Raw genomic sequence first — 26,545 nt, forward strand, 5'->3', positions numbered from 1 at the left:
TTTCGCTCAATCCTCGAACTGCACGGGGCAGGTGGGGCCTTCGAGTTTGTGGATTTCTTCGATCACGTGGGGGCGGGCGTGGCGCAGAACCAGTTGGCGGTTCTGCGCCTGCAGGCGGCGCGCTTCCAGATGGAGCATTTCCACGCCGGCGTAATCAATGAAGTTGATATGCCGGGCATCGACCACTACCCGCTCGCCACGGCTGAGTTGCAGCACCTGCTGCACGTAGTGGCAGGCGCCGAAGAAGATCGAGCCTTCCAGGCGCAGCAATTCGTCGTCGCCGTCGCGGGTGTATTTGAAGCGCGGCTGCGAGGTGCGCTTGAGGTAGAAGAACAGCGAAGCCAGCACGCCGGCATAGATCGCCGTTTGCAGCTCCAGCACCAGGGTGGCCAGCAGGGTCAGCAGCATCACCACGAACTCCGCACGGCTGACCCGCAGCAACGCGCGTACGCCGGCGACATCCACCAGCCCCCAGCAGATCAGCAGGATCGCCGCGGCCATGCTGGGTAGGGCGATATGCGCGATCAACCCCGCACAGAGCAGCGCGAAAGCGGCCACCAGCAAGGCGGAGAACACCCCGGCCATGGGGGAGGTAGCGCCCGCTTGCAGATTCAGCGCCGAGCGAGTGAAAGAGCCCGCCGACAACGAGCCGGAGAACCAGGGGCCGATCAGGTTGGAAAGGCCCTGGGCACGCACTTCCTGATTGGCGTCCAGTACCTGCTGGGACTTGCTTGCCAGGGAGCGGGCGATGGACAGGCTGGTGACCAGGCCGAGCATGCCGCAGGCGATGGCGGCGGGCAGCAGTTGCAGCAGGCTGTTGACCTCGACGTGCAGGGTGGTGAGCGGTGGCAGCGTGCCTTCGAAGGCATTAACCAGGGTGATGCTGGCGAAGAACCCTGGCAGCGCGGCGACCAGCAGGCTACCGGCGACCACGCCAATCAGCAGCGCCGGCAAGCGTGGCCACAGACGACGGCACAGCAGGCTTACCGTCAAGGTGAAAATTGCTACCAGCACGGCGTGCCAGTCGGCCTGGTCGAGGTGCTGGAAGAGATTGAGCAGGGTCGCTACCGCGGTGCGCTGGCTGTCGACCTGCAGGCCCAGCAGGTTGGGTAGCTGACCGAGGGCGATCACCACCGCGGCGCCGAGGGTGAAGCCAAGTACTACCGAGGGCGAGACGAAGTTGACCAGATTGCCGAAGCGCAGCAGCCCCAGCAGCCACTGGAAAAGCCCGGCGAGAAAGGTCAGCACCAGAACCAGCGCGACGAACTCCTCGCTACCGGGCCTGGCCATGGGGCTGACGCTGGTGAACAGGACGATGGAAATGGCCGCCGTCGGCCCGCCAATCAAGTGCCACGACGAGCCCCACAGGCAGGCGATGATCACCGGCACGATGGCCGCATACAGCCCGTACTCGGCGGGCAAGCCGGCGATCAGTGCGTAGGCGATCGATTGCGGCAAGGCCAGAATGGCGCCGCTCAGCCCGACCAGCAGATCCGTACCCAGGGTGCGCCGGGTGACACTCGGCCACCAGAGCAGGAAGGGCAACAGGCTGTAACGGCTGGGTAAGCGCATGCGTTCGCTCGGCGGCGGGTGATCAGGTGGCAAGCAGAGTAACAGAGGCTTTAGTCATGTTTTCCCGGAGTGTCCGAGTGCATCGCGTGTATGACGTTGGAAAGGCGAAAGCGGACGGTGGATGCAGAGCTTGCTTTTTGTAGGAGGGGCTTTAGCCGCGAGCTCTTCACGCCTAGCTAGGCAAAATCGAGGCTAAAGCCTCTCCCACAAAAGCTCTGCTCACCGTCCGCTATCGCCTTTTAACTGCCTTACAGTTTGGCCTTCACCGCCGCAAGCGCATCGCCGCCATCGCGGGTGGTGACGCCCTGCAGCCAGCCGTCGACCACCTCGGGGTTGGCCTTCAGCCAGTCCTTCACGGCCTGGTCGTTGCTGGCCTGCTTGCTCAGCACCTTGTCCATGATGGCGTTCTCCATCTCCTGGGTGAACGTCAGGTTGCTCAGCAGTTTGCCCACGTTCGGGCACTGCGCCGCGTAGCCTTTGCGGGCCAGGGTGTTGACGCTGCCGCTCTCGCCAAAGTACTTCTCGCCGCCCTTGAGGTACTTCATGTCGTACTGCACGTTCATCGGGTGTGGCGTCCAGCCGAGGAAGGCGACGAATTCGTCACGTCGCACCGCACGGCCGACCTGCACCAGCATGGCCTGTTCGCTGGACTCGACCAGCGTCCAGTCCTTGAGACCGAATTCATTGGCGGCGATGATTTCCTTGATCGACTCGTTGGCCGGTGCGCCGGACGCGATGCCGTAGATCTTGCTGCCGAACTTGTCGGCGTGCTTTTCCAGATCGGCGAAGGTCTTCACCCCGGCGTCATAAGCGTAGGTCGGCACGGCCAGGGTGTACTCGGTGCCGCTGAGGTTTTCGGCAACCTTGTCGACCTTGCCGTTGGCGACGAACTTGTCGTAGTTGGCCTGCTGCGCGGGCATCCAGTTGCCGAGGAACACGTCGACCTGACCCTTCTGCAGGCCGGCGAAGATGATCGGCACGCCGAGGGTCTGGGTCTGCACTTTGTAGCCCAGCCCTTCGAGTACCAGGCTGGCGATGCCGTTCGTCACGGCGATGTCGCTCCAGCCTGGATCGCCGAGCTTCACCGTGGCACAGCTGGCGTCTTCGGCGTGGGCGTGGGCTTGGGAGGCGAGGGCGGTGGCCATGAACAGGCTGCCGGTGACAGCCGTCTTGAATGTCTTCATGCCTATTTCCTTATGTTGGTTTTTAGAGTGGCAGGCTATGCGACGCAGGCCAGCGTGCCGGGTTCCCACGGTTTTCCGCTGGGTCACCCGGCGCGCTGCATCACGGTTGGGGGAAGCGAGCGCGGCGCTCCAGATCGTCGAGGTCGATGTGGTTGCGCATGTACTGCTCGCTGGCGTCGACGATCGGCTGGTGATCCCAGCTTTTCAGCGCGCCTTTGGTCAGGGCTTCGGCGACCAGGCGGCGGCGACGCTGGCTGGCCAGGGTCGCCTGGTGGATGGCGGGAATGTTCCAACGGCCGCGTGCCTCCTCAAGGAAGGACTCGACCTGCTTGCGATGATCCCAGGACTGGGCGAGGTTCTCGCGCTCCTGCGGGTCGTTCGCCACGTTGAACAGCAGCAACGGATCCTCTTCGGAGTAGATGAATTTCCACTCGCCGCGGCGAATCATCATCAGCGGGCTGGTGGTGCCTTCGGCCATGTATTCGCCGAGCACTTCATCGTGGCCGCCAGTGCCCTGCAGGTGCGGCAGCAGCGAGCGGCCGTCGAGCGCCAAGCCAGGCTCGACCTGGCCGCCGGCCAGCTCCACCAGGGTCGGCAACAGGTCAACGGTGGACACCGACTGGCTGACCCGGTGCGCCGCGAAGCGCGCTGGAGCGTGAACCAGCAGCGGTACCCGGGCGGCCATCTCGAACCAGTGCATTTTGTACCAGAGGCCGCGCTCGCCAAGCATGTCGCCGTGATCGCCGGAGAACACAATGATGGTGTCGTCGGCCAGTTTGCAGTCCTTGAGGGTCTTGAGCAGCTTGCCGATGTTGTCGTCGATGTAGCTGCAGGCGCCGAAGTAGGCGCGCCGCGCGTCGCGGATCTTGTGCTCGGGCAGCGGCTTGTCCCACAGGTCGATGACCTTGAGCAGACGCTGGGAATGAGGATCCTGCTCGGCCTGGTCGATCACCTGACGGGGCAGGGCGATGTCGTCATCGCTGTAGCGGTCCCAGTATTCCTCGGGGATGGTGTACGGGTCGTGCGGGTGGGTCATCGACACGGTCAGGCAGAACGGTTGATCCGGCGTCACTCGCACGTGATCGAAGAGGTACTGCTGAGCCTTGAACACCACCTCTTCGTCGAAGTCGAGCTGGTTGGTACGCACGCAAGGGCCGGCCTGCAGCACCGAAGACATGTTGTGGTACCAGCTGGCGCGCACCTCCGGCTCGTCCCAGTTCACGGCCCAGCCATAGTCGGCGGGGTAGATGTCGCTGGTCAGGCGCTCTTCGTAACCGTGCAACTGATCGGGGCCACAGAAGTGCATCTTGCCGGACAGCGCCGTGCGGTAGCCGAGGCGGCGCAGATAGTGAGCGTAGGTGGGCACGTCGGCGGGAAAGTCGGCAGCGTTGTCGTAAGCACCGATCTGGCTGGGCAACTGGCCGCTGACCAGGGTGAAGCGCGACGGTGCGCATAGCGGGCTGTTGCAGTAGGCGGAATCGAACAGCACGCCCTCGGCGGCCAGGCGCTGCAGGTTCGGCACCTTGATCGGCGAAGCCGGATCGTGCAGCGGCAACAGTGGCGCGGCCATCTGATCGGCCATGATGAAAAGGATGTTCGGGCGTTTCATGGCGGTTGGTATTCCATATAGTTGTTTTATGCGAGAGTGCTATTTCGATCATCCAGCCTCGCCAGGCATGGGTAAACCCGGATCAGGTACATGACTAGGATAAGCACAGCTTATGCTTAAGACGCTCGATGGAGTCTCTCTGGACGTGCTGCGGGTATTCGAGTCCGCAGCACGCCAGCTGAGCTTCACGGCTGCGGCAGCTGAGCTCGGTAGCAGCCAGCCGGCCATCAGCCAGCAGATCAAGCGCCTTGAGGAACAGTTGGCGACCCGCCTTTTCGACCGCGTGTACCGAGGAATCGTGCTGACCGAAGCCGGCGAAACCCTGCTGGGCCCGGTGCAGGAGGGTTTGGCAGCCCTGGATGCCGGCCTGGAAGCGGTGGTCGGCCGGCAGCAGCACGAGGTGTTGCAGGTGGCCACCGACTTCGCCTTCGCCGCCTATTGGCTGATGCCACGGCTGCAGCGTTTTCATCAGTTGTATCCGGAGGTCGATGTCAGCCTGGTCACCAGCGAGCGCGACATGACCAGCCTGCCTGCGGAGATCGATGTCGCCATCTCCTTCGGCGACGGGCGCTTGAAGAATGGCCAGGTGCACCTGCTGTTCAAGGAGGAGGTGTTTGCGGTGTGCAGCCCGCAGTTGCTCAATGGCCAGAGCGCCACGGCCAATCAGCTGCTAGCGCGTTTGCCGCTGCTGCACCTGCGCCCGGAAAGCCGCTCGCGCTGGTTCGACTGGAACGGCCTGTTCCGCGCCCTGGGTATCGCTGAAACGCCTAGCCCCGGCAGCCTGCGCTTCGACAACTACACCCTGCTGATCCAGGCCGCAATCGCCGGCCAGGGCGTCGCCATCGGCTGGCGGCATCTGGTCGACGAGCTGCTTGCCCAGGGGTTGCTCAGTCGCGTCGACGGGCGCACGGTAACCTCCGAGTTCGGCTATTACGTGGTGCTGCCCGAGCGCAAACGGCGGGTGCGCCTGGTGCACAATTTCGTCGACTGGCTGCGGGACGAACTGCTGCGCGAGACGCTACCGCCACTGCAGGGCCCTATCGATCCACGGGGAATAGCCATCTGAGCGATTTGCGCAGGCGCCGAGTGCTCTGACGCGCGCCCTCTGGCACTGTATGATCCGCGCCTGATTTTCCAAGAGCCCGCGCCATGCCTTACCTGCTCGCCGTCACCGTCCTCTGGGCGTTTTCCTTCAGCCTGATCGGCGAATACCTGGCGGGCCGGGTGGACAGCGATTTCGCCGTGTTGGCGCGGGTGGCCGTAGCGGCGCTGGTGTTCCTGCCGTTCACCCTCTGGCGCGGCTTGCCGCGGCGCTTGCTGGCCGGCTTCTGGCTGGCCGGGGCGCTGCAGTTCGGGGTGACCTACCTGTGTCTGTACCGCAGTTTCCAGGTGCTGACGGTACCCGAGGTGCTGCTGTTTACCGTGCTCACGCCGATCTACGTGACATTGCTCGACGATGCCCTGTCTCGGCGCTTCAATCCATGGGCTCTTGTGGCTGCGCTGGTGGCCGTGGGCGGCGGGGTGATCATTCGCTTTGATCGGCTCGAGGGCGAATACTTGATCGGTTTCCTGCTGCTGCAGCTGGCCAACGTCACGTTCGCCGCCGGCCAGGTGCTGTGCCGCCAGTTGCTGATGCGCTACCCGACCGAGCAGCCGTTGCATCGCTTTTTCGGCCACTTCTTCCTCGGTGCGATGGTGCTGGTGCTGCCGTCGTTTCTGCTCTTCGGCAACCCGGACAAGCTGCCGAGCACTGCCTTGCAGTGGGGCATCCTGCTGTGGATGGGGCTGTTCGCCACGGCGCTGGGGCTGTTCTGGTGGGTCAAGGGCAGTATCAAGGTGGATGCCGGCACCCTGGCGGTGATGAACGAGCTGCATGTGCCAGCTGGTCTGGTGGTGAATCTGCTGATCTGGAACCGCGATGCAGATATTCCGCGCCTGGCGCTGGGCGGCGCGATCATCCTCGCTTCGCTGTGGCTGAATCGTTTGGGGCGCAGGCGCACTATCGCTGCCTGATCCATTTATCGGAGAATGGGAACCCTGCTTGACGGGTGCTAACATCGCACCTTCAATTGCATACGCAATCAGCTGTTTTTCAAACCCTATTTGCCTCTAATAGGGTCACGGATGACGTTCTTTCCACCGGCATGGATCGCCTCTTCAGCCATCTCTTGCCCAGTGAATGCCATCGTGAATATTCGTCGCCCTTTTGCCAGCCTCGCCCTGGCCTGCCTGTTCATCGTTTCCCCGCTGGCCGCCGACGCTGCCGCCCCCGCCAAGCAGGAACTCGCTTCCGGCAGCGCGCTGTTGGTCGACCTGACCACCGACAAGGTGCTGTATTCCAGCAACCCTGACATGGTGGTACCGATCGCCTCGGTCACCAAGCTGATGACCGCCATGGTCACCCTCGATGCCAAGCTGGCGCTCAACGAGCAGTTGCCGGTGATCATCCGCGACGTGCATGACATGCGTGGTGTGTATTCCCGCGTGCGCATCGGCAGCGAAATCAGCCGCCGTGAAATGCTCCTGCTGACCCTCATGTCGTCCGAGAACCGCGCCGCCTCTAGCCTGGCCCATCACTATCCGGGCGGCGTCACCGCTTTCGTCGCTGCCATGAATGCCAAGGCCCGCGCCCTGGGCATGACCCAGACTCGTTACGTCGAGCCGACTGGTCTGTCCGAGCACAACGTTTCCAGCGCCAACGACCTGGTGAAGTTGCTCAAGGCGACGCGCAAGTACCCACTGATCGGCGAGCTCAGCTCGACCGGGGAAAAGACCGTGGCTTTCCGTAAACCCAATTACACCCTGGGTTTCCGCAATACCAACGCACTGACGCGCAAGGCCGGCTGGGACGTGCAACTGACCAAGACCGGTTTCACCAACAGCGCCGGTCATTGCCTGGTGATGCGTACCACCATGGGCGGTAAGCCCGTGGCATTCGTAGTACTCGACGCCTTCGGCAAGTACACCCACATGGCCGACGCCAACCGCCTGCGCAAGTGGGTGGAAACCGGCAAGGTCACGCCCGTGGCACCTGCTGCTCTGGCCTATAAACAGCAACGCGCCTCGCAGCGCCAGTTGCAGGCTGCGCAGTAAGCCGCCTAGCGCTTCTGCCAGAGCGGGTCGCTGGCCAGACGCTGGGCGATGAAATCCAGCAGGGTACGCAGCGCCGGCAGCATCTGCCGGCGTGATGCATAGATGGCGTGGATGCCCAGTGACTGCGGTTGCCAGTCCGGTAGCAGACGCACCAGGCGACCGTCTTCCAGCATGGCTGCGGTCGCGTACAGCGGCTGCATGCAGATGCCCCCATCGTTGAGGGCAGCTTCCAGCAGCACTGCGGTGTCGTTGCTGCTGAGGTTGCCGTCCACCGCCACTTCCTCCTCGCTATCGGCCTGTTCGAAACGCCAGACGCTGCGCCCGAAGTAGCTGTAGGTCAGGCAATTGTGTTGGGCCAGATCCTGCGGTTGCTGCGGCACACCGGCGCGCGCCAGGTAGCCTGGTGACGCGCACACCACCGAATGGCAGGTGCCCAGGTGGCGTGCGACCTGGTTGGGCTCCAGCTGATTGGTGATGCGCAGCGCCAGGTCGATGCGCTCCTCCACCAGATTCACCGCCTGGCTGTTGACCAGCAGATCGATCGAGGTATTGGGATAGCGCGCCAGGTAGTCGACCAGCATCGGGCTCAGCCACAGCTGCGCGAAGGACTGGCTGCTGGCGATGCGCAGGTTGCCACTGGGCCCGTCAGTGGCCTTGATGCCGGTGGTGCGCATCATCTCTGCGGTGTGCAGCATCTCCCGGCAATGCGGCAACAGCTCGTTGCCCACCTGAGTCAGGCTCAGCTTGCGCGTGGTGCGGTGCAGCAGGCGTGCGCCGACCCAGCCCTCGAGTGCCGCCAGGTAGCGCGACACCATGGCTCGGGAGAGATCCAGATGTTCCGCGGCGGCGGTCTGGCTGCCGCGATCCACCACTTCGACGAAAACGCGGGTTGCCGTGAGTCTGTCCATGATTCGCTCGATTCATGCAACTGAGTTGGGTCGATTATGCGGCTTTTTATAGCTTTTGCAGCGAGTAAGCTCAGGGCTCACTCATCGGCGGCGCTTAACCATGAATCGCTCAGCCCAATTACTCGGCGTTTTATCACTGTTGGTGTTTGCCGCATTCGCCGCTGCCAGCAGCGAGCCGGCTGCCGATCGCTCATCACCCGTCAAATCGGAGAATTCCATGAAAGTCGTCGTACTTGGTGTCAGTGGGCGTGCAGGTTCGCGTCTGCGTCATGAACTGTTGCAGCGTGGCCATCAGGTCACCGGGATCGCCCGTGACGTCAGTGCAGTGCCTGCGCAGGAAGGCCTGACCCTGGCCAGCGCCGACGTGGCCGATGTCGCGCGTCTGGTGCCGTTGCTCAAGGGCCACGACGCAGTCATCAGTTCCACCCGATTCGTCGGCAGCGATGCAGCCAGCCTTATCGAAGCAGTGAAGACTGCGGGCGTGCCGCGTCTGCTCGTCGTGGGTGGTGCCGGGAGCCTGGAGGTGGCACCAGGTGTCGCGCTGATCGATACGCCTCAATTCCCAGCGGCCTATAAGGAGGAAGCGGGGGCCGGGCGTGATTTCCTCAACGTGCTGCGTGGCGAGAAAGAGCTGGACTGGACCTTCCTGTCGCCATCGGCGCTGTTCGAGCCAGGTCAGCGCACCGGCAAATTCCGTGTCGGTAAGGACAGCCTGCTGGTCGATGCACAAGGCAACAGCTCGATCTCCATGGAAGACTTCGCCATCGGCCTGGTCGATGAGCTGGAGCAGCCCAAGCACTCGCGTCAGCGCTTCACCGTCGGCTACTGAGGCTTGTCCTGGCTGCAGACTGAATAAAAAAACGCGGCTCAAGCACGTCCACATTCGGCAATAGTGGAGGTGACTTGGCCGCGTTGCAGGGCCTTGGCTTCATTCAAGGCAAGTTGCTAGGGAGTCCTGTATCAGGCCAGCAGTTGCATACCCAGCTGGATGGCGACCCAGACCGCCAGGATGGTGGCAGCGCCGAGCGCGATGTTTTCGAACCAGTTGTTGCAGTACTTGCCGAGCAGTTTCTTCTGGTTGGACATGATCAGCAGGCCCAGAGAAATCACCGGTAGGCCGACGATGTTCAAGGCATTGACCGCAATGGTCAGGGTCACGAAGTCCGGCATGCCCGGCAGCGACCAGACCAGCGGAGTGATCAGTACGAACAACAGGAACCACTTGTGCAGCGGGTCTTTGTGGAACGTGCTGCCATATTTATCGCGGCGCTTGGGCAAGATGTGGTGCAGGGCATCGGTGATCAGCATCGGGAACGCGGTGGTCTTGCCAGCGACGCTGGCGAACAGCGTGGCGAACGCGCCGACGAAGAACAGGTACCAACCGGTTGGGCCAAAGAACATCTGCAAGGCTGCACCCAGATCACCCAGCGTATCGACCTGCAGGCCGTTAGGACGCAGGATTTCCGCACCCACTACCCAGATCGCCAGGTTGATGATGATGCCGACGAACACGGCGAACAGCAGATCGTTGCGCTGCATGCGCTTGTGTTCCGGGCCCGTCCAGCCTTTCTCCTTCATCACATAGGGCAGCACGAAGTTGGCGATGGAGCCGGCGACCGCGCCGATCACCGATACGGCGACGATCAGTGCACCGTGTACCCCCTGATCTGGCGGAATGCTGAAACCGATAGTGCCAGCCGCGATGCCGCCCCAGTCGGGGCCGGCCATCAGCGCCAGGGCGATGAACGCCAGGGTCATCAGGCACAGCAGGCCTTTCATCACCCCTTCGATCAGCGAGTAGATGCTACGCCCGACCAGCAGCCAGACCGCGATGGCGACGGCAATCGAGCACAGCAGTGGCGCGTTCCAGCCGATCAGGGTGGCCAGTGCTTCACCGGCGCCCTTGAGCATGTAGGCGTTGGTCAGATGGCCCATCAGCAGGGCGTAACCGAACATGAACCAGGCGAAGCTCGGATGCAGTTGTGCGTAACCACCGAGGATGCTCATCCCCTGGTTATTGCACAGCTGGAAGCGCGCCATGATGTTGACGATGAGGAAGCGCAGCAGGAGAGAGACGGCCAGTACCCACATCATGGCGTAGCCATAGTTGGCACCCGCCACCGAGGAGGTGATCAGGTCGCCAGCGCCTAGCCAGGAGAGCACGGCAATGATGCCGGGGCCGAGCATCTTGAGCAGTTTGCCGAGGGTGGAGCCGGAACTGTTTACAGCTGTCTTGTCGATGACATCAGTGTGGGCCATGCGTGGGCCTCCGATTATTTTTGTTGGAATGACACCAGCTGGGTATTACGACATCACACAACTTGAATGGGTTCAAGAGCGCCTAAATTTTTCAGTGACTGTGTTTTGGTAGCGCTATCTATTTTTTATGTATTTAAAATCAGATAGTTATGTTGTTTAAAAGTAGCTGTGACGGAATTCGTTATTCCGATAAGCGGTCTTCTGGCGTTGCCATATCGCTTCAGTCGTAATACAACTTGATGAGATCAAGGCGTTCGCCTTGCCTGGCAGCGTCGAAAAAACGGGCTATCAGGTACCGCGTCATGCGCTCCAGAGGCCGATCACGGCGCTCTATACGTTCAGAGGAGATACCGATGACTGATTCAAATGCGCGTCCACAACTACTGATGATCGGGCCGTTGTTACCGAGTCTGGTTGAGCGAATCGCCGAACAGTACGAGATCCACCGCTACTGGGAGTTGGCAGATGCCGATGCCTGGGTTCGCGAGAACGCAGGGCGTATCGACGGGATCGCCACCAGTGGTGTATTCGGTGCCAAGGCCGAGCTGATCGAAGCCTTGCCCAACCTCAAGGCCATCATCAGTTTTGGTGTCGGATATGACGCGATCGCCGTCGATACGGCAAAGAAACGTGGCGTAACCGTCACCAATACCCCCGGCGTTCTAGATAACTGCGTGGCCGATACGGCGGTGTCGATTCTGCTCGCGCTGGGTCGTCGAATCAGCGAGGCGGATCGTTTCGTGCGCAACGGTGAGTGGGAGAAGGGGCGCTTCCCGCTTTCCGGCAGCATCGGTGGCAAGGTGTGCGGCATCGTCGGTATGGGCAATATCGGCCGGGCGATCGCCAAGCGAGTCGAGGCGTTCGGCATGACCGTCGCCTATCACAACCGCCGTCGCCGCGATGATGTCGACTATGCCTATCACGAAACCCTGGAAGGCCTGCTCGAAGCCGCTGACTACGCCGTGCTGGTCGTGCCAGGCGGCAGCTCCACCGACAAGCTGATCGGCGCCGAGCAATTGCGCGCGCTTGGCCAGAAAGGCTATCTGGTGAATATCGCCCGCGGCACCGTGGTAGACGAGCAGGCTCTGGTCGAAGCGCTGCAGAACGGCACCGTCGCCGGCGCCGCTCTCGACGTGTTCGCCGAAGAACCCAAGGTGCCTGCAGCGCTGCTGGCAATGGACAACGTGGTGCTCACCCCGCATATCGGCAGCGGCACCCACGAGACTCGCCAAGCCATGGCCGACCTGTTCTTCGCCAACCTTGAAGGCGTGTTCAAGCAGGGCAAGGCGGTTACCGCGGTTTGATCCCTATCAGGGTGGAGTGACCAGGTGGGCTGAAGCGGATCGCCGCCCGGTCCACCTTACGGCTGAGCGCAGGTTTCCTCAGGTAGGGTGGGCTTCAGCCCACCGGTCACCAATGAACCAGTTGCCTTTTCATTCTCCGAATCCCCCGTCGAGCTCAGTCCCGCCAGCCCAATCCGGCGGGTGAACGCCCTGCGTGACATAGCGATGAAAACTGGAATAGCCTGGTAGGGTGGGCTTCAGCCCACCACAGCGAATCAAACGGCCAACCTCACTCTCCAAATGCTCCATCCCGATCACTCCCACCTGCCCAATCCGCTGGGAGAATCCCTTGTTCGACATAGCGGTGAAAACTCGAATATGGCCAGTCGCCAACCCTTTTCACCAAGCCGTGCCTGACCGGGTTGTAATGGATGTAATCAACATGCCTTGCCAGATCATCGGCGTCACGAATTCGATGCTCCCAGAATCGACGCTGCCAGATTCCCTTTTCACGTTTCCGTAATTTGCTGGCGCTCACATCAGGAGAAGCCGGCAGGCCTCTTGAAAACCCACTCTTGATCGAACTCCAACGTCGCGCATAGGCGTTATCACCCTCCGGCAACCTCCAGACTGCGTGCAGATGATCTGGAAGCACGCAGATGGCAATGGTCTGGAAAGGCATGTGACTGGCTGTCGTACCGTAAGCACGGCGCAACAGTTGAATGGCATCGGTCAGCACAGTCGATCGGCGATTCGCCAGGGTCACGGTGAAGAAATAGGTGCCGCCCGGCATCCATTCGCGGCGGTAATTGGACATATGGCAATCCTTTGCCTGATGTTTTGGAGGGTGGAGCTGGTGGGCTGAAGCCCACCCTACGTCAGTACGTCACTGAGATTTCATGTTTGGCTGGTGGGCCGAAGCCCCCCGTACACGAGACGAAAACTGATCTTTAGCGACGAGCGCTGCGCACGCCTTCGGCCAGCTGGCTGCACAGGTTGAGCACGCCGTCGATGGCCTGCTGGTCGTTGTCGGCCTTGGCAATCTGGTCGATCAGTGCCGAGCCGACCACCACGCCGTCGGCCAGGCGGGCGATGGTCGCCGCGTGTTCCGGGGTGCGGATGCCGAAGCCGATGCTGATCGGCAGGTCGGTGTGACGGCGCAGGCGGGTGACGGCTTCCTGCACGTGTTCCAGGGTCGCCGAACCGGCACCGGTGACGCCGGCCACGGAGACGTAGTAGACGAAACCCGAGCTGCCGTTGAGTACCGTGGGCAGGCGCTTGTCGTCGGTGGTCGGGGTGGTCAGGCGGATGAAATCGATACCTGCAGCCTGAGCCGGGTCGCACAGGTCGGCGTTATGTTCCGGTGGCAGATCGACCACGATCAGGCCGTCGACGCCGGCGTCCTTGGCATCGGCGATGAAGCGCTCAACGCCGTACTTGTGAATCGGGTTGAAGTAGCCCATCAGCACCAGCGGCGTAGCCTGTTCGGTTTCGCGGAATTCACGAACCAGCTGTAGGGTCTTGGCCAGGTTCTGCTTGGCGGCCAGGGCGCGGATGTTGGCGAGCTGGATCGCCGGGCCGTCGGCCATCGGGTCGGTGAACGGCATGCCCAGTTCGATCACGTCGGCGCCGGCTTTCGGCAAGCCCTTGAGAATCGCCAGGGACGCATCGTAGTTCGGGTCGCCAGCGGTAACGAAGGTCACCAGGGCGGCACGGTTCTGCTCTTTGAGTTCGGCGAAGCGCGTCTGCAGGCGGCTCATATATGTTCTTCCTGTTCGTCGAAGTGGTGCATGACGGTCTGCATGTCTTTGTCGCCGCGGCCCGAGAGGTTGACCACCATCAGGTGATCCTTGGGCAGCGTTGGCGCGCGTTTGAATACTTCGGCCAGGGCGTGGGAGGTTTCCAAGGCCGGGATGATGCCCTCCAGGCGGCAGCACTGGTGGAAGGCAGCAAGCGCCTCCTTGTCGGTGATCGAGGTGTACTCGACGCGACCGATATCGAACAACCAGGCGTGTTCCGGGCCGATGCCCGGGTAGTCGAGGCCGGCGGAAATCGAGTGGGCGTCGATGATCTGGCCATCGTCGTCCTGCAGCAGGAAGGTGCGGTTGCCGTGCAGTACGCCGGGTACGCCGCCATTCAGGCTGGCGGCATGCTTGCCGGTTTCCACGCCATGGCCGGCCGCTTCGACGCCGATGATTTGTACAGATGCGTCATCGAGGAACGGGTGGAACAGGCCCATGGCATTCGAGCCGCCACCGATGCAGGCGACCAGGCTGTCCGGCAGGCGGCCTTCCTGGGCGTGCATCTGGTCGCGGGTTTCCTTGCCGATGACGGCCTGGAAGTCGCGCACCATCGCCGGGTAAGGGTGTGGGCCGGCCACGGTGCCGATGATGTAGAAGGTGCTGTCGACGTTGGTCACCCAGTCGCGCAGGGCTTCGTTCATCGCATCCTTCAGGGTTCCGGTGCCGGCGGTGACCGGAATCACTTCGGCGCCGAGCAGTTTCATGCGGAAGACGTTGGCCTGCTGGCGGTCGATGTCGGTGGTGCCCATGTAGATCACGCACTGCAGGCCGAAGCGCGCAGCCACGGTGGCGGTAGCCACGCCATGCATGCCGGCGCCGGTCTCGGCGATGATGCGCTGCTTGCCCATGCGCTTGGCCAGCAGGATCTGGCCTATGCAGTTGTTGATCTTGTGCGCGCCGGTGTGATTGAGCTCTTCGCGTTTGAGGTAGATCTTCGCGCCGCCGCAATGCTCGGTCAGGCGCTCGGCGTAGTACAGCGGGCTCGGGCGGCCAACGTAGTCGCGCTGGAAATAGGCCAGCTCCTTGGCGAACTCGGGATCTTCCTTGGCCTTTTCGTACTCGGCGGCCAGGTCATGGATCAGTGGCATCAGCGTCTCGGCGACGTACTGCCCGCCAAAGCTACCGAACAAGCCGGTGGCGTCTGGGCCGTTGCGTAATGAAGTCATGGGGTTCTCCTGTGAATTCTGGAGGCCTTGAGCGGCCTGCCTGCGCCGGGTGGAATTGGCGTCGATGGTGGGCAGACTAACGCCGAGACCGCTCAGAATAAAGCGATTAGTTTGCTCGGATATGTGAGTAAAGCTCACGTGATGACGGCGTGCGGGTGAGGGCAAGGTTCTGATTACCAGTGCGCCGTTACGAGACGCTGCGGCCGTTTATGCACGCAAACGGTGCAAGGGTTCTGCTGAGTATCTCTTGCGCTCCCCGGCTCCTATAGGGAGTGGCGGCTGGCATGCATCATGCTTATGTACTTTTATTCAAGTAACTTGAATAAATATCCATAGCTTCAAGAAGAGGCCTCGCCATGAACCGTCGTGCCGTGAAAAACCTGTCACTCGCTTTGGCCGCATTGCTCGTCAGCTCGCTGGCTCAGGCTGACGATCTGCTGCAACGCATCCAGCAGGAAAAACAGATCACCATCGCTACCGAAGCACGCTTCGCACCGTTCGAGTCGGTAGAGAACGGCAAGATAGTGGGCTATGGCGTGGATCTGATGAATTACGTATTGGCCGACCTGCCGGGCGTCAAGGTCAAGCAGCTGGATCTGCCGTTCCAGGGCATTCTGCCGGGCCTGGATACCGGCAAGTTCGACTTCGTGGTGACCTCGGTGACTGTCAACAAGGCGCGTTTCGAACAGTTCGCCTTCACCGTACCGATCGCCGAGTCCACCGTGGCGCTGCTCAAGCGTGACAATGATGACTCGATAAAAAGCCTGAGCGATCTCAACGGCAAGGTGGTCGGCTCGCAGAGCGGATCCGGTCAGCTGCAGATTCTTCAGGCCTATGATCAGAAACTCAAGGATGCCGGCCAGCCAGGCCTCAAGGCCATTCGTCAGTACGTCAGCTTCGACGAAGCGTACGCCGATCTCGCGCTGGGGCGCCTGGATGGCGTTGCCCAGTCGCTGTCCAACCTCGGCCCACTGATCAAGTCGCGCCCTGGTGTGTTCACCACGCTTAGCGACATGCTCGGCCCGCAGACCTACTACGGTTGGGTAGGCCGCAAGGATGCCGACAGCGCCAGCCTGGTCAAACTGTTCAGCGACGGTATCGCCCGCGCCAACCGTGACGGCACCATGAAGACGCTGCAGGAAAAATGGTTCGGCTTCACCATGGATGTGCCGGCCGACGCCATGCCTGAGCCGAGCATCTGAGTTGCTGACCATGGATGACTTCGGCGTTCGCTTCGCACTTTACTGGCCCGCTCTGCTCGACGGCGCGCTCACCACCTTGTGGCTGTGCCTGGCCGGGATGCTGCTGGGCTTCGTTCTCGGCGTGCTGATCTATCTGCTGGGCAGCAGTCACAGCCGAGGGTGCGTAGCGTTCGCCAGGGTCTACGTGAGCTTCTTCCGTGGCACGCCGATGCTGGCGCAGTTGCTGCTGCTCTTCTATTTGCCTGCAGGGCTGGGCATGGACGTGCCGGCGCTGGTCGCTGCCGGTCTGGCATTGGCCCTGAATACTGCGGCCTACCAGTCGCAGATCCTGCGCAGCGGTTTCGCTGCCATCCCGGCAGGGCAACTCGAGGCCGCTGCGGTATTCAGCATCGGTCGCTGGCGCACGCTGCTGCATATCCAGTTGCCGCAAGTGGTACGTCTGACCCTGCCGGCGCTGATTTCCGAACTGATCGATGTGATCAAGGTGTCGGCGGTGGTCTCGGTGATCTCCATCACCGACCTGATGCGGGTCAGCCAGCAACTGGTTTCGCAGACTTACCGTCCGCTGGAGGTCTATCTGGTCGCCGCACTGTTCTACCTGGCGCTGACCAGCCTGTTGGCGCTGCTTGGGCGCCAGCTTGAGCATCGCTGGCAGGCGCGCAGCTGATGGAGAACTGGATGAATTACCTTCCCGATTTCGGTCAGGCGCTGCTGGTCACCCTGGGCATCAGTTTTGCCGGCGCGGCGCTGGGCCTGCTTCTGGGCTTTGCCCTCAATGCCCTGCGCCTGGCGGTACCGGGCTTCATTGGCCTGTATCGGTTGTATGTCTGGCTGGTGCGCGGCACGCCGTTCCTCGCGCAGCTGTTGCTGATCTATTTCGGTCTGCCGGTGCTTGGCCTGACCCTGGATGCCATCGAGGCGAGCATTCTCGCCCTGTGCCTCTACAGCGCCGCTTATTTTGCCGAACTGCTGCGTTCGGCCTGGGCCAGTGTGCCGATCGGCCAGCTGGAGGCGGCGCGGGTGCATGGCCTGAACGGCATCCAGACCTTCTGGCACATCCAGGCGCCACAGGCGCTGGCGTTCGCTCTGCCGTTGCTGGGCAACCAAGTGATCCTGACCATCAAGGAAAGCGCGGTGGCATCGATCATCACCGTGCCGGAGCTGACCATGACCGCCGGACAGATCGTCTCCAACACCTTTTCCTATGTCGTGCCCTACGTGCTGCTGGTGCTCTCGTACTGGCTGCTGACGCTGCTGGTCGGTTTCGCCGCCGCCGCGCTCGGCCGTCGCGCAACGCGCTACCTGCGAGGATGACCCGATGAGCAATCTTCCCCTTCTTGAACTGCGCGGCGTGGGCAAGTCCTACGGCGCCAATACCGTACTGCAGGGCTTCGACCTGAGTGTGCGGGCCGGCGAGATCGTCTCGCTGATCGGCCCCTCCGGCTCCGGTAAGACTACTGCCCTGCGCTGCATGAATTTCCTCGAAGCCTATGACCAGGGCGAGGTGTGGATCGATGGCCAGCTGCTCGGCTACAGCGGCCCTGGGCGGCGCCCAGCCGACCAGGACAGCGCCGCCAGCGTCGCCGAGGTACGTCGACCGCTGGCCATGGTGTTTCAGCAATTCAATCTGTGGCCGCACATGACCGTGCTGGAGAACGTCATGGCGCCTCTGCTGCTGGGCAAACGCCTGAACCGAACCGAGGCTCGCGCGCTGGCCGAGGCGGCGCTGCAACGGGTTGGCCTGGCAGCCAAGATGGGCGCTTACCCGGCACGACTGTCCGGTGGGCAGCAACAGCGCGTCGGTATCGCCCGGGCGCTGGCGGTGAAACCACGTTTGATGCTGCTCGACGAGCCGACGTCGGCGCTCGACCCGGAACTGGTAGAAGAAGTGCTGCAGGTGATTCGCAGCCTGGCCAGCGACGGAATGACCATGGTCATGGTGACCCACGAGATGAGTTTCGCCGCACAGATATCCAGCCAGGTGGTGTTCATGGAAGCCGGGCAGATCGTCGAAACCGGTGCGCCGGCGACGATGTTCCAGGCGCCCGCCACCGACCGCCTGCGACAATTCCTCAAACCCTGGTTCAACCGCAGCCTGACGCCACGCCAGGAGGTGTGCCAATGAATGCCGAGCGGGTGATGGCGGGGGTGCGTGCCGAGCGTCTGCATGGCCTGCTCGATACCCTGGCCGGGTTCGGCGCGCTGCCGGCCGGCGGGATGAATCGTCAGGCGCTTTCTGTGGAGGATTTCGATGCGCGTGCCTGGCTGATCGGCGAGGCACAACGTATCGGTTGCCGCGTGTGGACGGATGCCTGCGCTAACCTGTTCATCCGCCGCGACGGCCTGGAGGATCTGCCGCCGGTGATGACCGGCAGCCACATCGATACCCAGCCCAGCGGTGGTCATCTGGATGGCTGTTACGGTGTGATGGCCGGCCTGGAATGCCTGCTGGCGCTGCACGATCAGGGCCTGCGCACGCGCCGGCCAATTGAGCTGGTGGTGTGGACGAACGAGGAGGGCAGTCGTTTCAGCCCCGGCGCCATGGGCTCCAGCGCCTTCGTCGAACCCACCCGCATGGCCGCCTATCGAGACAGCCTGGATGCTTCGGGCGTCAGTGTCGGTGAGGCGCTGGATGAGCATGGCCGCCGTTTCGCCGGGCTACCGCTGCGCGAAAGGATCGCCGCGCATGCCTTCGTCGAACTGCACATCGAACAGGGGCCGGTGCTGGAGCGCGCGGGTGTGCCGCTCGGCGTGGTCTCCGGCATTCAGGGCGTGCGCTGGTATCAGGTGCGCTGCCGCGGTGCTTCCGCCCATGCCGGTACCACGCCGATGGACATGCGCCAGGACGCGCTGCTGCTGGCTACCGGCTGCCTGCCAGCCATCGATGCCCTGGCCGAACGCCTGGCGGGCGCCGACAAACGCCTGACCTTCGGGCGCTGGCACGTGCTGCCCAATTCGATCAATACGGTGGCCGGAGAGGTGACCTTCAGCATCGATTTCCGGCATGCCGACAGTGCCGTGCTGAACGCCTTCGATACGGCGCTGGCCGATTGCCTGCCCGCAGAGGCCGAGCTGCAGATGCTCTTCAGTCATCCGCCAGTGGCCTTCGATGCAGCCGTCGTCGATGTGCTGCAGCAGGCGGTCGACGCCACTGGCGAAGCCTCCCTGAGCCTGCGCTCGGGCGCCTTCCACGACGCCATGTACCTGGCGACGCATTGCCCGACCGGCATGCTGTTCGTGCCGAGCCGCGACGGCATCAGCCACAACCCGCTGGAATACACCGAACCTTCCCAGCTCGAAGCCGGCGCCCGTGCGCTGGCCTGGAGCCTCGTCCAACTGGCTGAACAAGCCTGAACTGTCCTTGCCCACCTAGGAGCGACCATGAGCCATTCGAACCACGCCCACGATTACCCAGCCTGCTGCCAGCCCGACAATGGCGCGTCGCTGGGCATCAACGCCACCCTCAACGAGCCGCTGTCGGCCGACGGCACGCCGGAGCCGGGCAAGACCTACACCGTGCCGGCACGCTGCGGCCGTGCCGTGCGCCTGAAGGCGGGTGAGGTCATCAAGATCATCAACACCCACGGCACCCAGGTGTGCGACACCTGGCTGTTCAATGCCGAAGACCTGAGCGAATTCCTCTCCATGGAGCATGCTCGCGCACACATCGACCGCATCATTCCCAAGGCCGGTGACGAGCTGTTCAGCAACCGCCGCCGCACCATCGGTACCTTGCTGACCGACACCTCGCCGGGCGTGCACGACACCCTGATCGCGGCCTGCGATCTGCATCGCTACACCAACCTCGGTGTTGAGGGTTACCACGACAGTTGCGCCGATAACATGCGCCTGGCCCTGCAGGCCATCGGTCTGCGCGCCCGCGAAGTGCCCCAGCCGTTCAACCTGTGGATGAACATTCCGGTCAAGCCGGACTACAGCATCGAGTGGCTGCCACCGGTCTCCAAGGCGGGCGATTACGTGGAAATCCAGGCGGCCATGGATTGCGTGGTGGTGATGTCGGCTTGCCCCCAGGACATCGTGCCGATCAACGACCTCAATCCGGTGGAAGTGCACTTCTCGGTTAATGCCTGAGGTCGCCCTGGACACCAGAGCCGGTTTGGTTGGTGTCAGGGGATTAATTACCCGTGTGCCTTCGGCGATACTGTGCGGCCAGCGGGAGAATTCGCTGCCGCACGTTTGCCTTCAATACGGGTTATCCATTCATCGAGAAACGCATGCTCAAACCTAGCCATACACCGCCGTCGAAGGCCAATCACACCGATGGCCTGCCCAGTCTGGGAGTGCGTCTGCGCCATGCCCGCAAGGTCGCCGGCCTGACCCTCAAGCAGGTGGCTACCGTCGCCGGGTGTTCGGAAAGCCTGATTTCCAAACTGGAAAACGACGCCGCTTCTCCGTCGCTGGCCATGCTCCACCGTTTGGCAGGTGCCTTGGGCAGCAACGTATCCACCCTGACGTCCGAGGAGTGGGTATCCGATGAGCCGGTGCTGCGTGCGGGTGAGCGCCCGGTCAAGCGCTTCGTCAAGCGTAACAAGGACGGCGACATCGGCCTGGAGCGCATCACCCACCTGCAAAAGGGCGGGCTGCTGCAGGGCAATATCCATATCGTCGCGCCAGGTGTGGCCAGTGATGGCTTGATCGAGCACCCCGGCGAAGAAATGGGCTATGTGCTCGAGGGCAGTATCGAGCTGACCATCGGTGAGCAGTGCTACAGCCTGGCGACGGGAGATGCCTTTCACTTCCCCAGCAACCTGCCCCACGGTTATCGCAACAGCGGCTCTACCGAGGCGCGCATTCTCTGGGTGAATACACCTGTGACGTTCTGATGATCGCTCTGACGTGATTCATTCGACTGGACTGCGCCGTTCGATGCCGGATAATCCTCGCCCTCGATGTGATGTTTGCGCACAGGCCGGAGGCAGGATGAAAACAGGATGGTTATGGCTGTTCCCAGGTATTGGGGCGCTCCTGCTGGTGATCGCCATCGGTATTCAAATCGCTCGCATCAGTGCTGAAAAGCAGATGACCCTGACCGAGGGTTCGATCGTCGATCTCGAAGACGGCTGCCCGACGGTGTCGTTCATGACCCTGGATGGCACCCTTGGCGAATATCACAGCAGCACCTGCAGCACGCCGCCGTCCTTCGACATCGGTGAGCGGGTTTCCCTGTATTACGACCCGCAGCGCCCTGAGCAGGCGCACATCGACAGCTTCGAGCAGAACTGGATCGGTAGCCTGATCGTCGGTGGCATCGGCAGCGTATTTCTGGCGATCGGTCTGCTTTTCGTTCTGCCGCCGCTGTTCGCCAAGCGCCGCGCCGCCGAGTTGCGGGTCAGCGGCACAGCGGTGCAGGCCGAAGTGGTGGATGTCGAGCTCAATGGCTCACTGAGCATCAACGGCCGCAACCCATACCGCATCGTCGCCCAGTGGCTGAACCCGCAGACCAACAAGCTGCATGTGTTTCGCAGTGAAAACCTGTGGTTCGATCCAGGCCCCTACATCAACGAGTCGCTGGTCACTGTGATGATCGATCCGAGCAACCCCAAGCGCTACAGCATGGACACCCGTTTTCTGCCTGAGCTGGGGGACTGAGATGGCCCAGGAGCTGCCCTCCCTGAATGCCCTGCATGCCTTCGAAGCAGCAGCACGGCTGGGCAGCGTAAGCCGTGCTGCGGTCGAACTGCATGTCACCCACGGCGCGGTGAGCCGGCAGATCCGCACCCTGGAAGAGCAGCTCGGGGTGGCGCTGTTCGTCAAGGACGGGCGCGGACTCAAACTGACCGAAGCCGGCATGCGCTTGCGTGATGTCAGTGGCGAGACGTTCACCCGGCTGCGTCAGGTGTGTGGCGAGATCCGCCAGCGCGAAGTCGACACACCCTTCGTGCTCGGTTGTCCCGGTAGCCTGCTGGCGCGCTGGTTCATTCCGCGACTGGATCGGCTCAACCAGGCCTTGCCCGAGCTGCGGCTGCAGCTGTCCACCAGCCAGGGCGAACTGGATCCGCGCAGTCCTCAGGTGGATGCCACCCTGCTCTATGCCGAGCCGCCCTGGCCCGCGGACATGCAGGTCTTCGAGCTGGCGCGCGAATCCATCGGCCCGGTGGTGAGCCCACGGCATGTGCGTTTTGCCGAATTGTGTAAGGCCGCGCCAGGCGCTTTGCTGCGCGAGGCCCTGCTGCACACCACCTCGCGACCGCAAGCCTGGCCGCAGTGGGCTGCAGCCATGGGGCTGGAGCCGACGCAGATGCGTCTCGGCCAAGGCTTCGAGCACCTCTATTACCTGCTCGAAGCGGCGTCAGCGGGGCTCGGCGTGGCCATCGCGCCCCTGCAACTGGTAGCCGATGACCTCGCGGCGGGGCGGCTTGCCGCGCCCTGGGGCTTCGTCGAAACCGAGGCGCGCCTTTCGCTCTGGGTGCCGGAGCGACGCAGTGGCCGTCGCGCCGAGCAGCTCGCTCAATGGCTGAGAACCGAGTTGCAGCAAGCGAATTGAGCGGCTTGCAGGCGAGAACCTTCCCCGCTGTGCGCCGGTCATAGCATCGGCCCCGCGGCATGTTCAGGGCCATCATCGATCAAGAGGGATGTATCCATGAACAATATGCTGACGGCGGCTTGCCTGCTGAGCGGTATGGTGGCGAGTGCGGCTGCTCTGGCCGAGCCGCTGAATATCGAGGGGATCGGGCTGTCGCGCGACGTGTCCTGCAAAGGCCAGGACGTGAACATCACCGGCAATGCCAATGTGATTCACCTGACTGGTGAGTGTGGCGCCGTGCTGGTCTATGGTTCGGAGCACAAGGTGACGCTGGAAACGGCCAAGTCGCTGACCGTGTCGGGCGCCGAGATCGAGGCCGTTGCCGATCAGGTGAATGCCTTGAGTGTCGACACCAGCAATAACCAGGTTCGCACGGCCGTCATCGCGGGCGAGCAACCGGCTGTGGTCACGGTAGAAGGTGCCGAGCATGAACTGGATCTGCAGTTCGACGGCGAGGCCAAACTGAGCGTTATCGGGGTCAGTCAGCGGGTGCGCTGGAGCGGCGATGAGCCTGAGGTGCAACTGGGAGGCATCGATAGCAAGGTCGAGCGCAAGTAAGTGAAGCGGGCGCCCCGCCGGTCAACAGCGGGGCGACGCGTTTTCTAGTCCACTTCGGTGAACTGGATAATTTCCACCCAGTAGCCGTCCGGATCCTTGATAAAGGCAATGTTGCTCATACGCCCGTCGGTCAGGCGTTTCTGGAAGTCCACGCTCAGGTCTTCGAAACGCTGGCAAGCCGCCTTGATATCCGGCACCGCCACGCACAGGTGACCGAAACCGCGTGGGTCGCTGTTGCCGCTGTGGTAGGAAAACTCCGGATCCTTCTCGGTGCCGTAGTTGTAGGTCAGCTCCAGCACGCCGGGGATGGACTTGCGCCATTGATGGCGTGCTGCCGGGTCGGCCGGGATCTGCGACTTGTCGGCAATCAGCGCCAGAAAGTACAGGCTGAACTCGGCATCCGGAAAATCCTTCTTCTCGAGCAGGGTGAAGCCCAGCACGCGGGTATAGAAATCCAGCGACTTCTGCAGATCCTTCACGCGGATCATGGTGTGGTTGTAGACGAAATCCGCCGTGGCGACGTCAGGCTTGCCGGTTACGCCGGGCAGGGTGTTGAGTTCATCGAGGGTCATAGGGGCTCCATCAGGCGGTGATTGGGCGTGTCGAAAAGTCTGTATTTGTTTAGATGGCTTCGACTCGCGTGTTTTTCAAGGTTGTTGCCTCGGCAGGAGGTCTTTGTGGCGAAAGCGGCCGGTGAATGCCTGGCTTTTGTAGGAGGGGCTTTAGCCCCGAGCTCTTTGTTTGCCTTGATAAAAAGCTCGGGGCTAAAGCCCCTCCTACACGTTGCGCAAACGTCCGCTTCCGCCTTGCATCAGACCCCCAGCGTAATCAGTTCGAAGCGCACTGCGTCACCGCCGATATGCAGCAGGGCCACACTGATCGGCAGCTTGAAGCGTCGCGGGCCGGCGCTGCCTGGGTTCAGGTAGAGGACGCCGTCGCGCTCTTCCTGCAGAGGCTTGTGCGAATGGCCGGCGATCACCACGTCGATGCCCTCAGCCTTGGGGTCGATATCCAGTTGCTTGAGGTCATGCAGCAGATACAGGCTCACCGCGCCAAAACGCAATGTCAGCCGCTCGGGAATGCCATCGGCCCAGGTGTTGCCATCGTTGTTGCCACGCACCACCGACAGCGGCGCAATACGTTCGAGCTCGGCGAGTATGTGCGCTCCGCCGATATCACCACCGTGGATCAAATGATCGACGCCCTGCAGCGCGGCCAGCGCCTCTGGGCGCAGCAGGCCGTGGGTGTCGGCGATCAGGCCAATCTTCATGCTTCCTCCTGCCTAAACCTGTAGGAGCCAGCTTGCTGGCGATCCGTTCCGTGCAAAAACGTAGCCTGGGTCGAGCGAAGCGACACCCAGGACATAATGGCTAAGCATCGCTGCCGGAGATCGCCAAAAACAGAAAACCCGGCGCAGGGCCGGGTTTTCATGTGTCGCGCTACGGGATCAACCGTCCAGCATTGCCTTGTCGCGTACCGCGCCCTTGTCGGCGCTGGTGGCGAGCAGGGCGTAGGCCTTCAGGGCGGTGGTCACTTTGCGAGGACGTTTTTCGACCGGTTTCCAGCCTTTCTTGTCCTGTTCGACGCGGCGTGCCGCCAGTTCATCGTCGCTGACCAGCAGGTTGATCGAGCGGTTCGGAATGTCGATCAGCACCTTGTCGCCATCCTGCACCAGGCCGATGGCGCCGCCGGCAGCGGCTTCAGGCGAAGCGTGGCCGATGGACAGACCCGAAGTACCGCCGGAGAAGCGACCATCGGTGAGCAGCGCGCAGGCTTTGCCCAGGCCCTTGGATTTCAGGTACGAAGTCGGGTAGAGCATTTCCTGCATGCCCGGGCCGCCTTTCGGGCCCTCGTAGCGAATGATGACGATGTCGCCTTCTTTCACTTCGTCGGCGAGGATGCCGCGCACGGCGCTGTCCTGGCTTTCGAAGATCTTCGCGTTGCCTTCGAACACGTGGATCGACTCGTCCACGCCAGCGGTTTTCACCACGCAGCCGTCGAGGGCGATGTTGCCGTACAGCACGGCCAGGCCGCCTTCTTGCGAGTAGGCGTGTTCGACACTGCGGATGCAGCCGTTTTCACGGTCGTCATCCAGGGTTTCCCAGCGGGTCGACTGGCTGAATGCAGTTTGCGTCGGGATACCGGCCGGACCGGCTTTGAAGAAGTGGTGCACCGCTTCATCGTCGGTCTGGGTGATGTCCCATTTGGCGATGCCTTCGGCCATGGACGTGCTGTGCACGGTCGGCAGATCCGTGTGCAGCAGGCCACCACGGGCCAGCGAACCGAGGATCGAGAAGATCCCGCCAGCGCGGTGCACGTCTTCCATGTGGTACTTCTGGATATTCGGCGCGACCTTGCACAGTTGCGGCACGTGACGGGACAGGCGGTCTATGTCGCGCAGGTCGAAATCGATCTCGGCTTCCTGGGCGGCGGCCAGCAAATGCAGGATGGTGTTGGTGGAACCGCCCATGGCGATGTCCAGGGTCATGGCGTTTTCGAACGCCTTGAAGTTGGCGATATTGCGCGGCAGTACCGAGTCGTCGTTGTCGCCGTAGTAGCGTTTGCACAGCTCGACGATGGTACGGCCAGCCTGCAGGAACAGCTGCTCGCGGTCGCTGTGGGTGGCCAGGGTCGAACCGTTACCCGGCAAGGCCAGGCCCAGGGCTTCGACCAGGCAGTTCATCGAGTTGGCGGTGAACATGCCGGAGCACGAACCGCAAGTCGGGCAGGCGCTGCGCTCGTATTCGGCGACCTTCTCGTCAGAGGCGCTGGAGTCGGCGGCGATGACCATGGCGTCGACCAAGTCCAGGCCGTGGCTGGCCAGTTTGGTTTTGCCGGCTTCCATCGGGCCGCCGGAAACGAAGATCACCGGGATGTTCAGGCGCAGGGAGGCCATCAGCATGCCGGGGGTGATCTTGTCGCAGTTGGAGATACAGACGATGGCGTCAGCGCAGTGGGCGTTGACCATGTACTCCACGGAGTCGGCGATGATCTCGCGGCTCGGCAGCGAATACAGCATGCCGTCGTGGCCCATGGCGATGCCGTCGTCGACCGCGATGGTGTTGAATTCCTTGGCCACGCCGCCGGCTTTCTCGATCTCGCGGGCGACCAGTTGGCCCAGATCCTTCAGGTGCACGTGGCCCGGTACGAACTGGGTAAAGGAGTTGGCGATGGCGATGATCGGTTTCTTGAAGTCTTCGTCCTTCATCCCGGTGGCACGCCACAGGGCACGAGCGCCGGCCATGTTGCGGCCGTGGGTGGAGGTCTTCGAGCGGTAATCAGGCATGACGGATTCCTGCGGCTAATCAGGTAGGCATTGATAGATGGGTGAGCGGATCAGCGGCAGATGACCGCGACGCAAGGTG

At 62.4% G+C, this 26,545-nt stretch carries 26 protein-coding genes; 15 read left to right on the forward strand and 11 right to left on the reverse strand.

Annotation, left to right across the window (positions count from 1 at the left end; all coding sequences use genetic code 11):
* Positions 1-6: 6 nt before the first annotated feature.
* The 3 genes from ACZ0AI_RS18235 to betC all read right to left on the reverse strand — a co-directional run bounded on the left by ACZ0AI_RS18235 (position 7) and on the right by betC (position 4,365).
* On the reverse strand, positions 7-1,572 hold the full coding sequence (locus ACZ0AI_RS18235; RefSeq protein ID WP_463563087.1) for a SulP family inorganic anion transporter: 1,566 nt from the start codon (positions 1,570-1,572) through the stop codon (positions 7-9).
* Between the two features lie 248 nt (positions 1,573-1,820).
* Positions 1,821-2,756: a choline ABC transporter substrate-binding protein gene (gene choX / locus ACZ0AI_RS18240; protein WP_463563088.1), complete on the reverse strand. Its 936-nt coding sequence runs from the start codon at positions 2,754-2,756 to the stop codon at positions 1,821-1,823.
* Positions 2,757-2,856: 100 nt separating this feature from the next.
* Positions 2,857-4,365, reverse strand: coding sequence for a choline-sulfatase (betC, locus tag ACZ0AI_RS18245; protein ID WP_463563089.1), 1,509 nt, complete (start codon positions 4,363-4,365; stop codon positions 2,857-2,859).
* Positions 4,366-4,477: 112 nt separating this feature from the next.
* Here betC and ACZ0AI_RS18250 point away from each other — a divergent pair, with 112 nt between their 5' ends.
* From ACZ0AI_RS18250 to pbpG, 3 genes are all read left to right on the forward strand, one after another.
* A complete protein-coding gene (locus ACZ0AI_RS18250; protein ID WP_463563090.1) occupies positions 4,478-5,431 on the forward strand; it encodes a choline sulfate utilization transcriptional regulator in 954 nt (317 codons plus the stop codon).
* 83 nt (positions 5,432-5,514) lie between these two features.
* On the forward strand, positions 5,515-6,378 hold the full coding sequence (locus tag ACZ0AI_RS18255) for a carboxylate/amino acid/amine transporter (RefSeq protein WP_463563091.1): 864 nt from the start codon (positions 5,515-5,517) through the stop codon (positions 6,376-6,378).
* Positions 6,379-6,552: 174 nt separating this feature from the next.
* Positions 6,553-7,458 (forward strand): D-alanyl-D-alanine endopeptidase, encoded by a 906-nt coding sequence (gene pbpG / locus ACZ0AI_RS18260; RefSeq protein WP_463563092.1) that lies wholly within the window; start codon positions 6,553-6,555, stop codon positions 7,456-7,458.
* A gap of 5 nt (positions 7,459-7,463) precedes the next feature.
* On the opposite strand, the gene ACZ0AI_RS18265 is transcribed toward pbpG, so the two are convergent.
* Positions 7,464-8,366: a LysR family transcriptional regulator gene (locus ACZ0AI_RS18265; protein ID WP_225836492.1), complete on the reverse strand. Its 903-nt coding sequence runs from the start codon at positions 8,364-8,366 to the stop codon at positions 7,464-7,466.
* Between the two features lie 217 nt (positions 8,367-8,583).
* On the opposite strand from ACZ0AI_RS18265, the gene ACZ0AI_RS18270 reads away from it, so the two are divergent.
* Positions 8,584-9,195: an NAD(P)-dependent oxidoreductase gene (locus ACZ0AI_RS18270; RefSeq protein ID WP_463563093.1), complete on the forward strand. Its 612-nt coding sequence runs from the start codon at positions 8,584-8,586 to the stop codon at positions 9,193-9,195.
* A gap of 131 nt (positions 9,196-9,326) precedes the next feature.
* On the opposite strand, the gene ACZ0AI_RS18275 is transcribed toward ACZ0AI_RS18270, so the two are convergent.
* Positions 9,327-10,625 carry an Nramp family divalent metal transporter gene (locus ACZ0AI_RS18275; protein ID WP_463563094.1) on the reverse strand — a complete coding sequence of 433 codons (1,299 nt, stop codon included), beginning with the start codon at positions 10,623-10,625 and terminating at the stop codon, positions 9,327-9,329.
* A gap of 353 nt (positions 10,626-10,978) precedes the next feature.
* On the opposite strand from ACZ0AI_RS18275, the gene ACZ0AI_RS18280 reads away from it, so the two are divergent.
* Positions 10,979-11,929, forward strand: coding sequence for a 2-hydroxyacid dehydrogenase (locus ACZ0AI_RS18280; RefSeq protein WP_463563095.1), 951 nt, complete (start codon positions 10,979-10,981; stop codon positions 11,927-11,929).
* Between the two features lie 268 nt (positions 11,930-12,197).
* Here the strand turns inward: ACZ0AI_RS18280 and ACZ0AI_RS18285 are convergent, their stop codons facing one another.
* The 3 genes from ACZ0AI_RS18285 to trpB form a co-directional block, all read right to left on the reverse strand.
* Positions 12,198-12,725: an REP-associated tyrosine transposase gene (locus tag ACZ0AI_RS18285; protein WP_463563096.1), complete on the reverse strand. Its 528-nt coding sequence runs from the start codon at positions 12,723-12,725 to the stop codon at positions 12,198-12,200.
* Between the two features lie 133 nt (positions 12,726-12,858).
* Positions 12,859-13,668, reverse strand: a complete 810-nt coding sequence (gene trpA / locus ACZ0AI_RS18290) for a tryptophan synthase subunit alpha (protein WP_463563097.1) — start codon at positions 13,666-13,668, stop codon at positions 12,859-12,861.
* A complete protein-coding gene (trpB, locus tag ACZ0AI_RS18295; protein WP_463563098.1) occupies positions 13,665-14,876 on the reverse strand; it encodes a tryptophan synthase subunit beta in 1,212 nt (403 codons plus the stop codon). Before trpB ends, trpA begins: the two co-directional genes overlap by 4 nt.
* Before the next feature lie 356 nt (positions 14,877-15,232).
* Between trpB and ACZ0AI_RS18300 the strand changes: the two genes are divergently transcribed.
* From ACZ0AI_RS18300 to ACZ0AI_RS18345, 10 genes are all read left to right on the forward strand, one after another.
* The gene (locus ACZ0AI_RS18300; RefSeq protein ID WP_463563099.1) at positions 15,233-16,078 is read left to right on the forward strand and encodes a transporter substrate-binding domain-containing protein; all 846 of its coding nucleotides are present in this window, start codon (positions 15,233-15,235) and stop codon (positions 16,076-16,078) included.
* A gap of 10 nt (positions 16,079-16,088) precedes the next feature.
* Positions 16,089-16,745: an amino acid ABC transporter permease gene (locus tag ACZ0AI_RS18305; RefSeq protein ID WP_463563100.1), complete on the forward strand. Its 657-nt coding sequence runs from the start codon at positions 16,089-16,091 to the stop codon at positions 16,743-16,745.
* Positions 16,746-16,756: 11 nt separating this feature from the next.
* Positions 16,757-17,392 carry an amino acid ABC transporter permease gene (locus ACZ0AI_RS18310; RefSeq protein ID WP_463563101.1) on the forward strand — a complete coding sequence of 212 codons (636 nt, stop codon included), beginning with the start codon at positions 16,757-16,759 and terminating at the stop codon, positions 17,390-17,392.
* Positions 17,393-17,396: 4 nt separating this feature from the next.
* Positions 17,397-18,203 carry an amino acid ABC transporter ATP-binding protein gene (locus tag ACZ0AI_RS18315; protein WP_463563102.1) on the forward strand — a complete coding sequence of 269 codons (807 nt, stop codon included), beginning with the start codon at positions 17,397-17,399 and terminating at the stop codon, positions 18,201-18,203.
* Positions 18,200-19,432, forward strand: a complete 1,233-nt coding sequence (locus ACZ0AI_RS18320) for a M20 family metallo-hydrolase (RefSeq protein WP_463563103.1) — start codon at positions 18,200-18,202, stop codon at positions 19,430-19,432. Before ACZ0AI_RS18315 ends, ACZ0AI_RS18320 begins: the two co-directional genes overlap by 4 nt.
* Positions 19,433-19,459: 27 nt before the next feature.
* On the forward strand, positions 19,460-20,170 hold the full coding sequence (locus ACZ0AI_RS18325) for a DUF1989 domain-containing protein (RefSeq protein WP_463563104.1): 711 nt from the start codon (positions 19,460-19,462) through the stop codon (positions 20,168-20,170).
* A gap of 143 nt (positions 20,171-20,313) precedes the next feature.
* Positions 20,314-20,922, forward strand: a complete 609-nt coding sequence (locus tag ACZ0AI_RS18330; RefSeq protein WP_172138482.1) for a cupin domain-containing protein — start codon at positions 20,314-20,316, stop codon at positions 20,920-20,922.
* 97 nt (positions 20,923-21,019) lie between these two features.
* The gene (locus ACZ0AI_RS18335; RefSeq protein ID WP_463563105.1) at positions 21,020-21,688 is read left to right on the forward strand and encodes a DUF3592 domain-containing protein; all 669 of its coding nucleotides are present in this window, start codon (positions 21,020-21,022) and stop codon (positions 21,686-21,688) included.
* 1 nt (position 21,689) lies between these two features.
* Entirely contained in the window at positions 21,690-22,583 is an 894-nt protein-coding gene (locus ACZ0AI_RS18340) for a LysR family transcriptional regulator (protein WP_463563106.1), read from the forward strand.
* Between the two features lie 96 nt (positions 22,584-22,679).
* Positions 22,680-23,180, forward strand: coding sequence for a DUF3060 domain-containing protein (locus ACZ0AI_RS18345; protein WP_463563107.1), 501 nt, complete (start codon positions 22,680-22,682; stop codon positions 23,178-23,180).
* 44 nt (positions 23,181-23,224) lie between these two features.
* Here ACZ0AI_RS18345 and gloA read toward each other — a convergent pair whose 3' ends face one another.
* From gloA to ilvD, 3 genes are all read right to left on the reverse strand, one after another.
* Positions 23,225-23,752: a lactoylglutathione lyase gene (gene gloA / locus ACZ0AI_RS18350; RefSeq protein ID WP_042555921.1), complete on the reverse strand. Its 528-nt coding sequence runs from the start codon at positions 23,750-23,752 to the stop codon at positions 23,225-23,227.
* Positions 23,753-23,991: 239 nt separating this feature from the next.
* The gene (locus ACZ0AI_RS18355; protein ID WP_463563108.1) at positions 23,992-24,450 is read right to left on the reverse strand and encodes a metallophosphoesterase family protein; all 459 of its coding nucleotides are present in this window, start codon (positions 24,448-24,450) and stop codon (positions 23,992-23,994) included.
* Positions 24,451-24,627: 177 nt separating this feature from the next.
* Positions 24,628-26,466, reverse strand: coding sequence for a dihydroxy-acid dehydratase (gene ilvD, locus ACZ0AI_RS18360; RefSeq protein WP_463563109.1), 1,839 nt, complete (start codon positions 26,464-26,466; stop codon positions 24,628-24,630).
* Positions 26,467-26,545: the final 79 nt, after the last annotated feature.

The sequence above is a fragment of the Pseudomonas sp. AC355 genome (assembly GCF_979258205.1).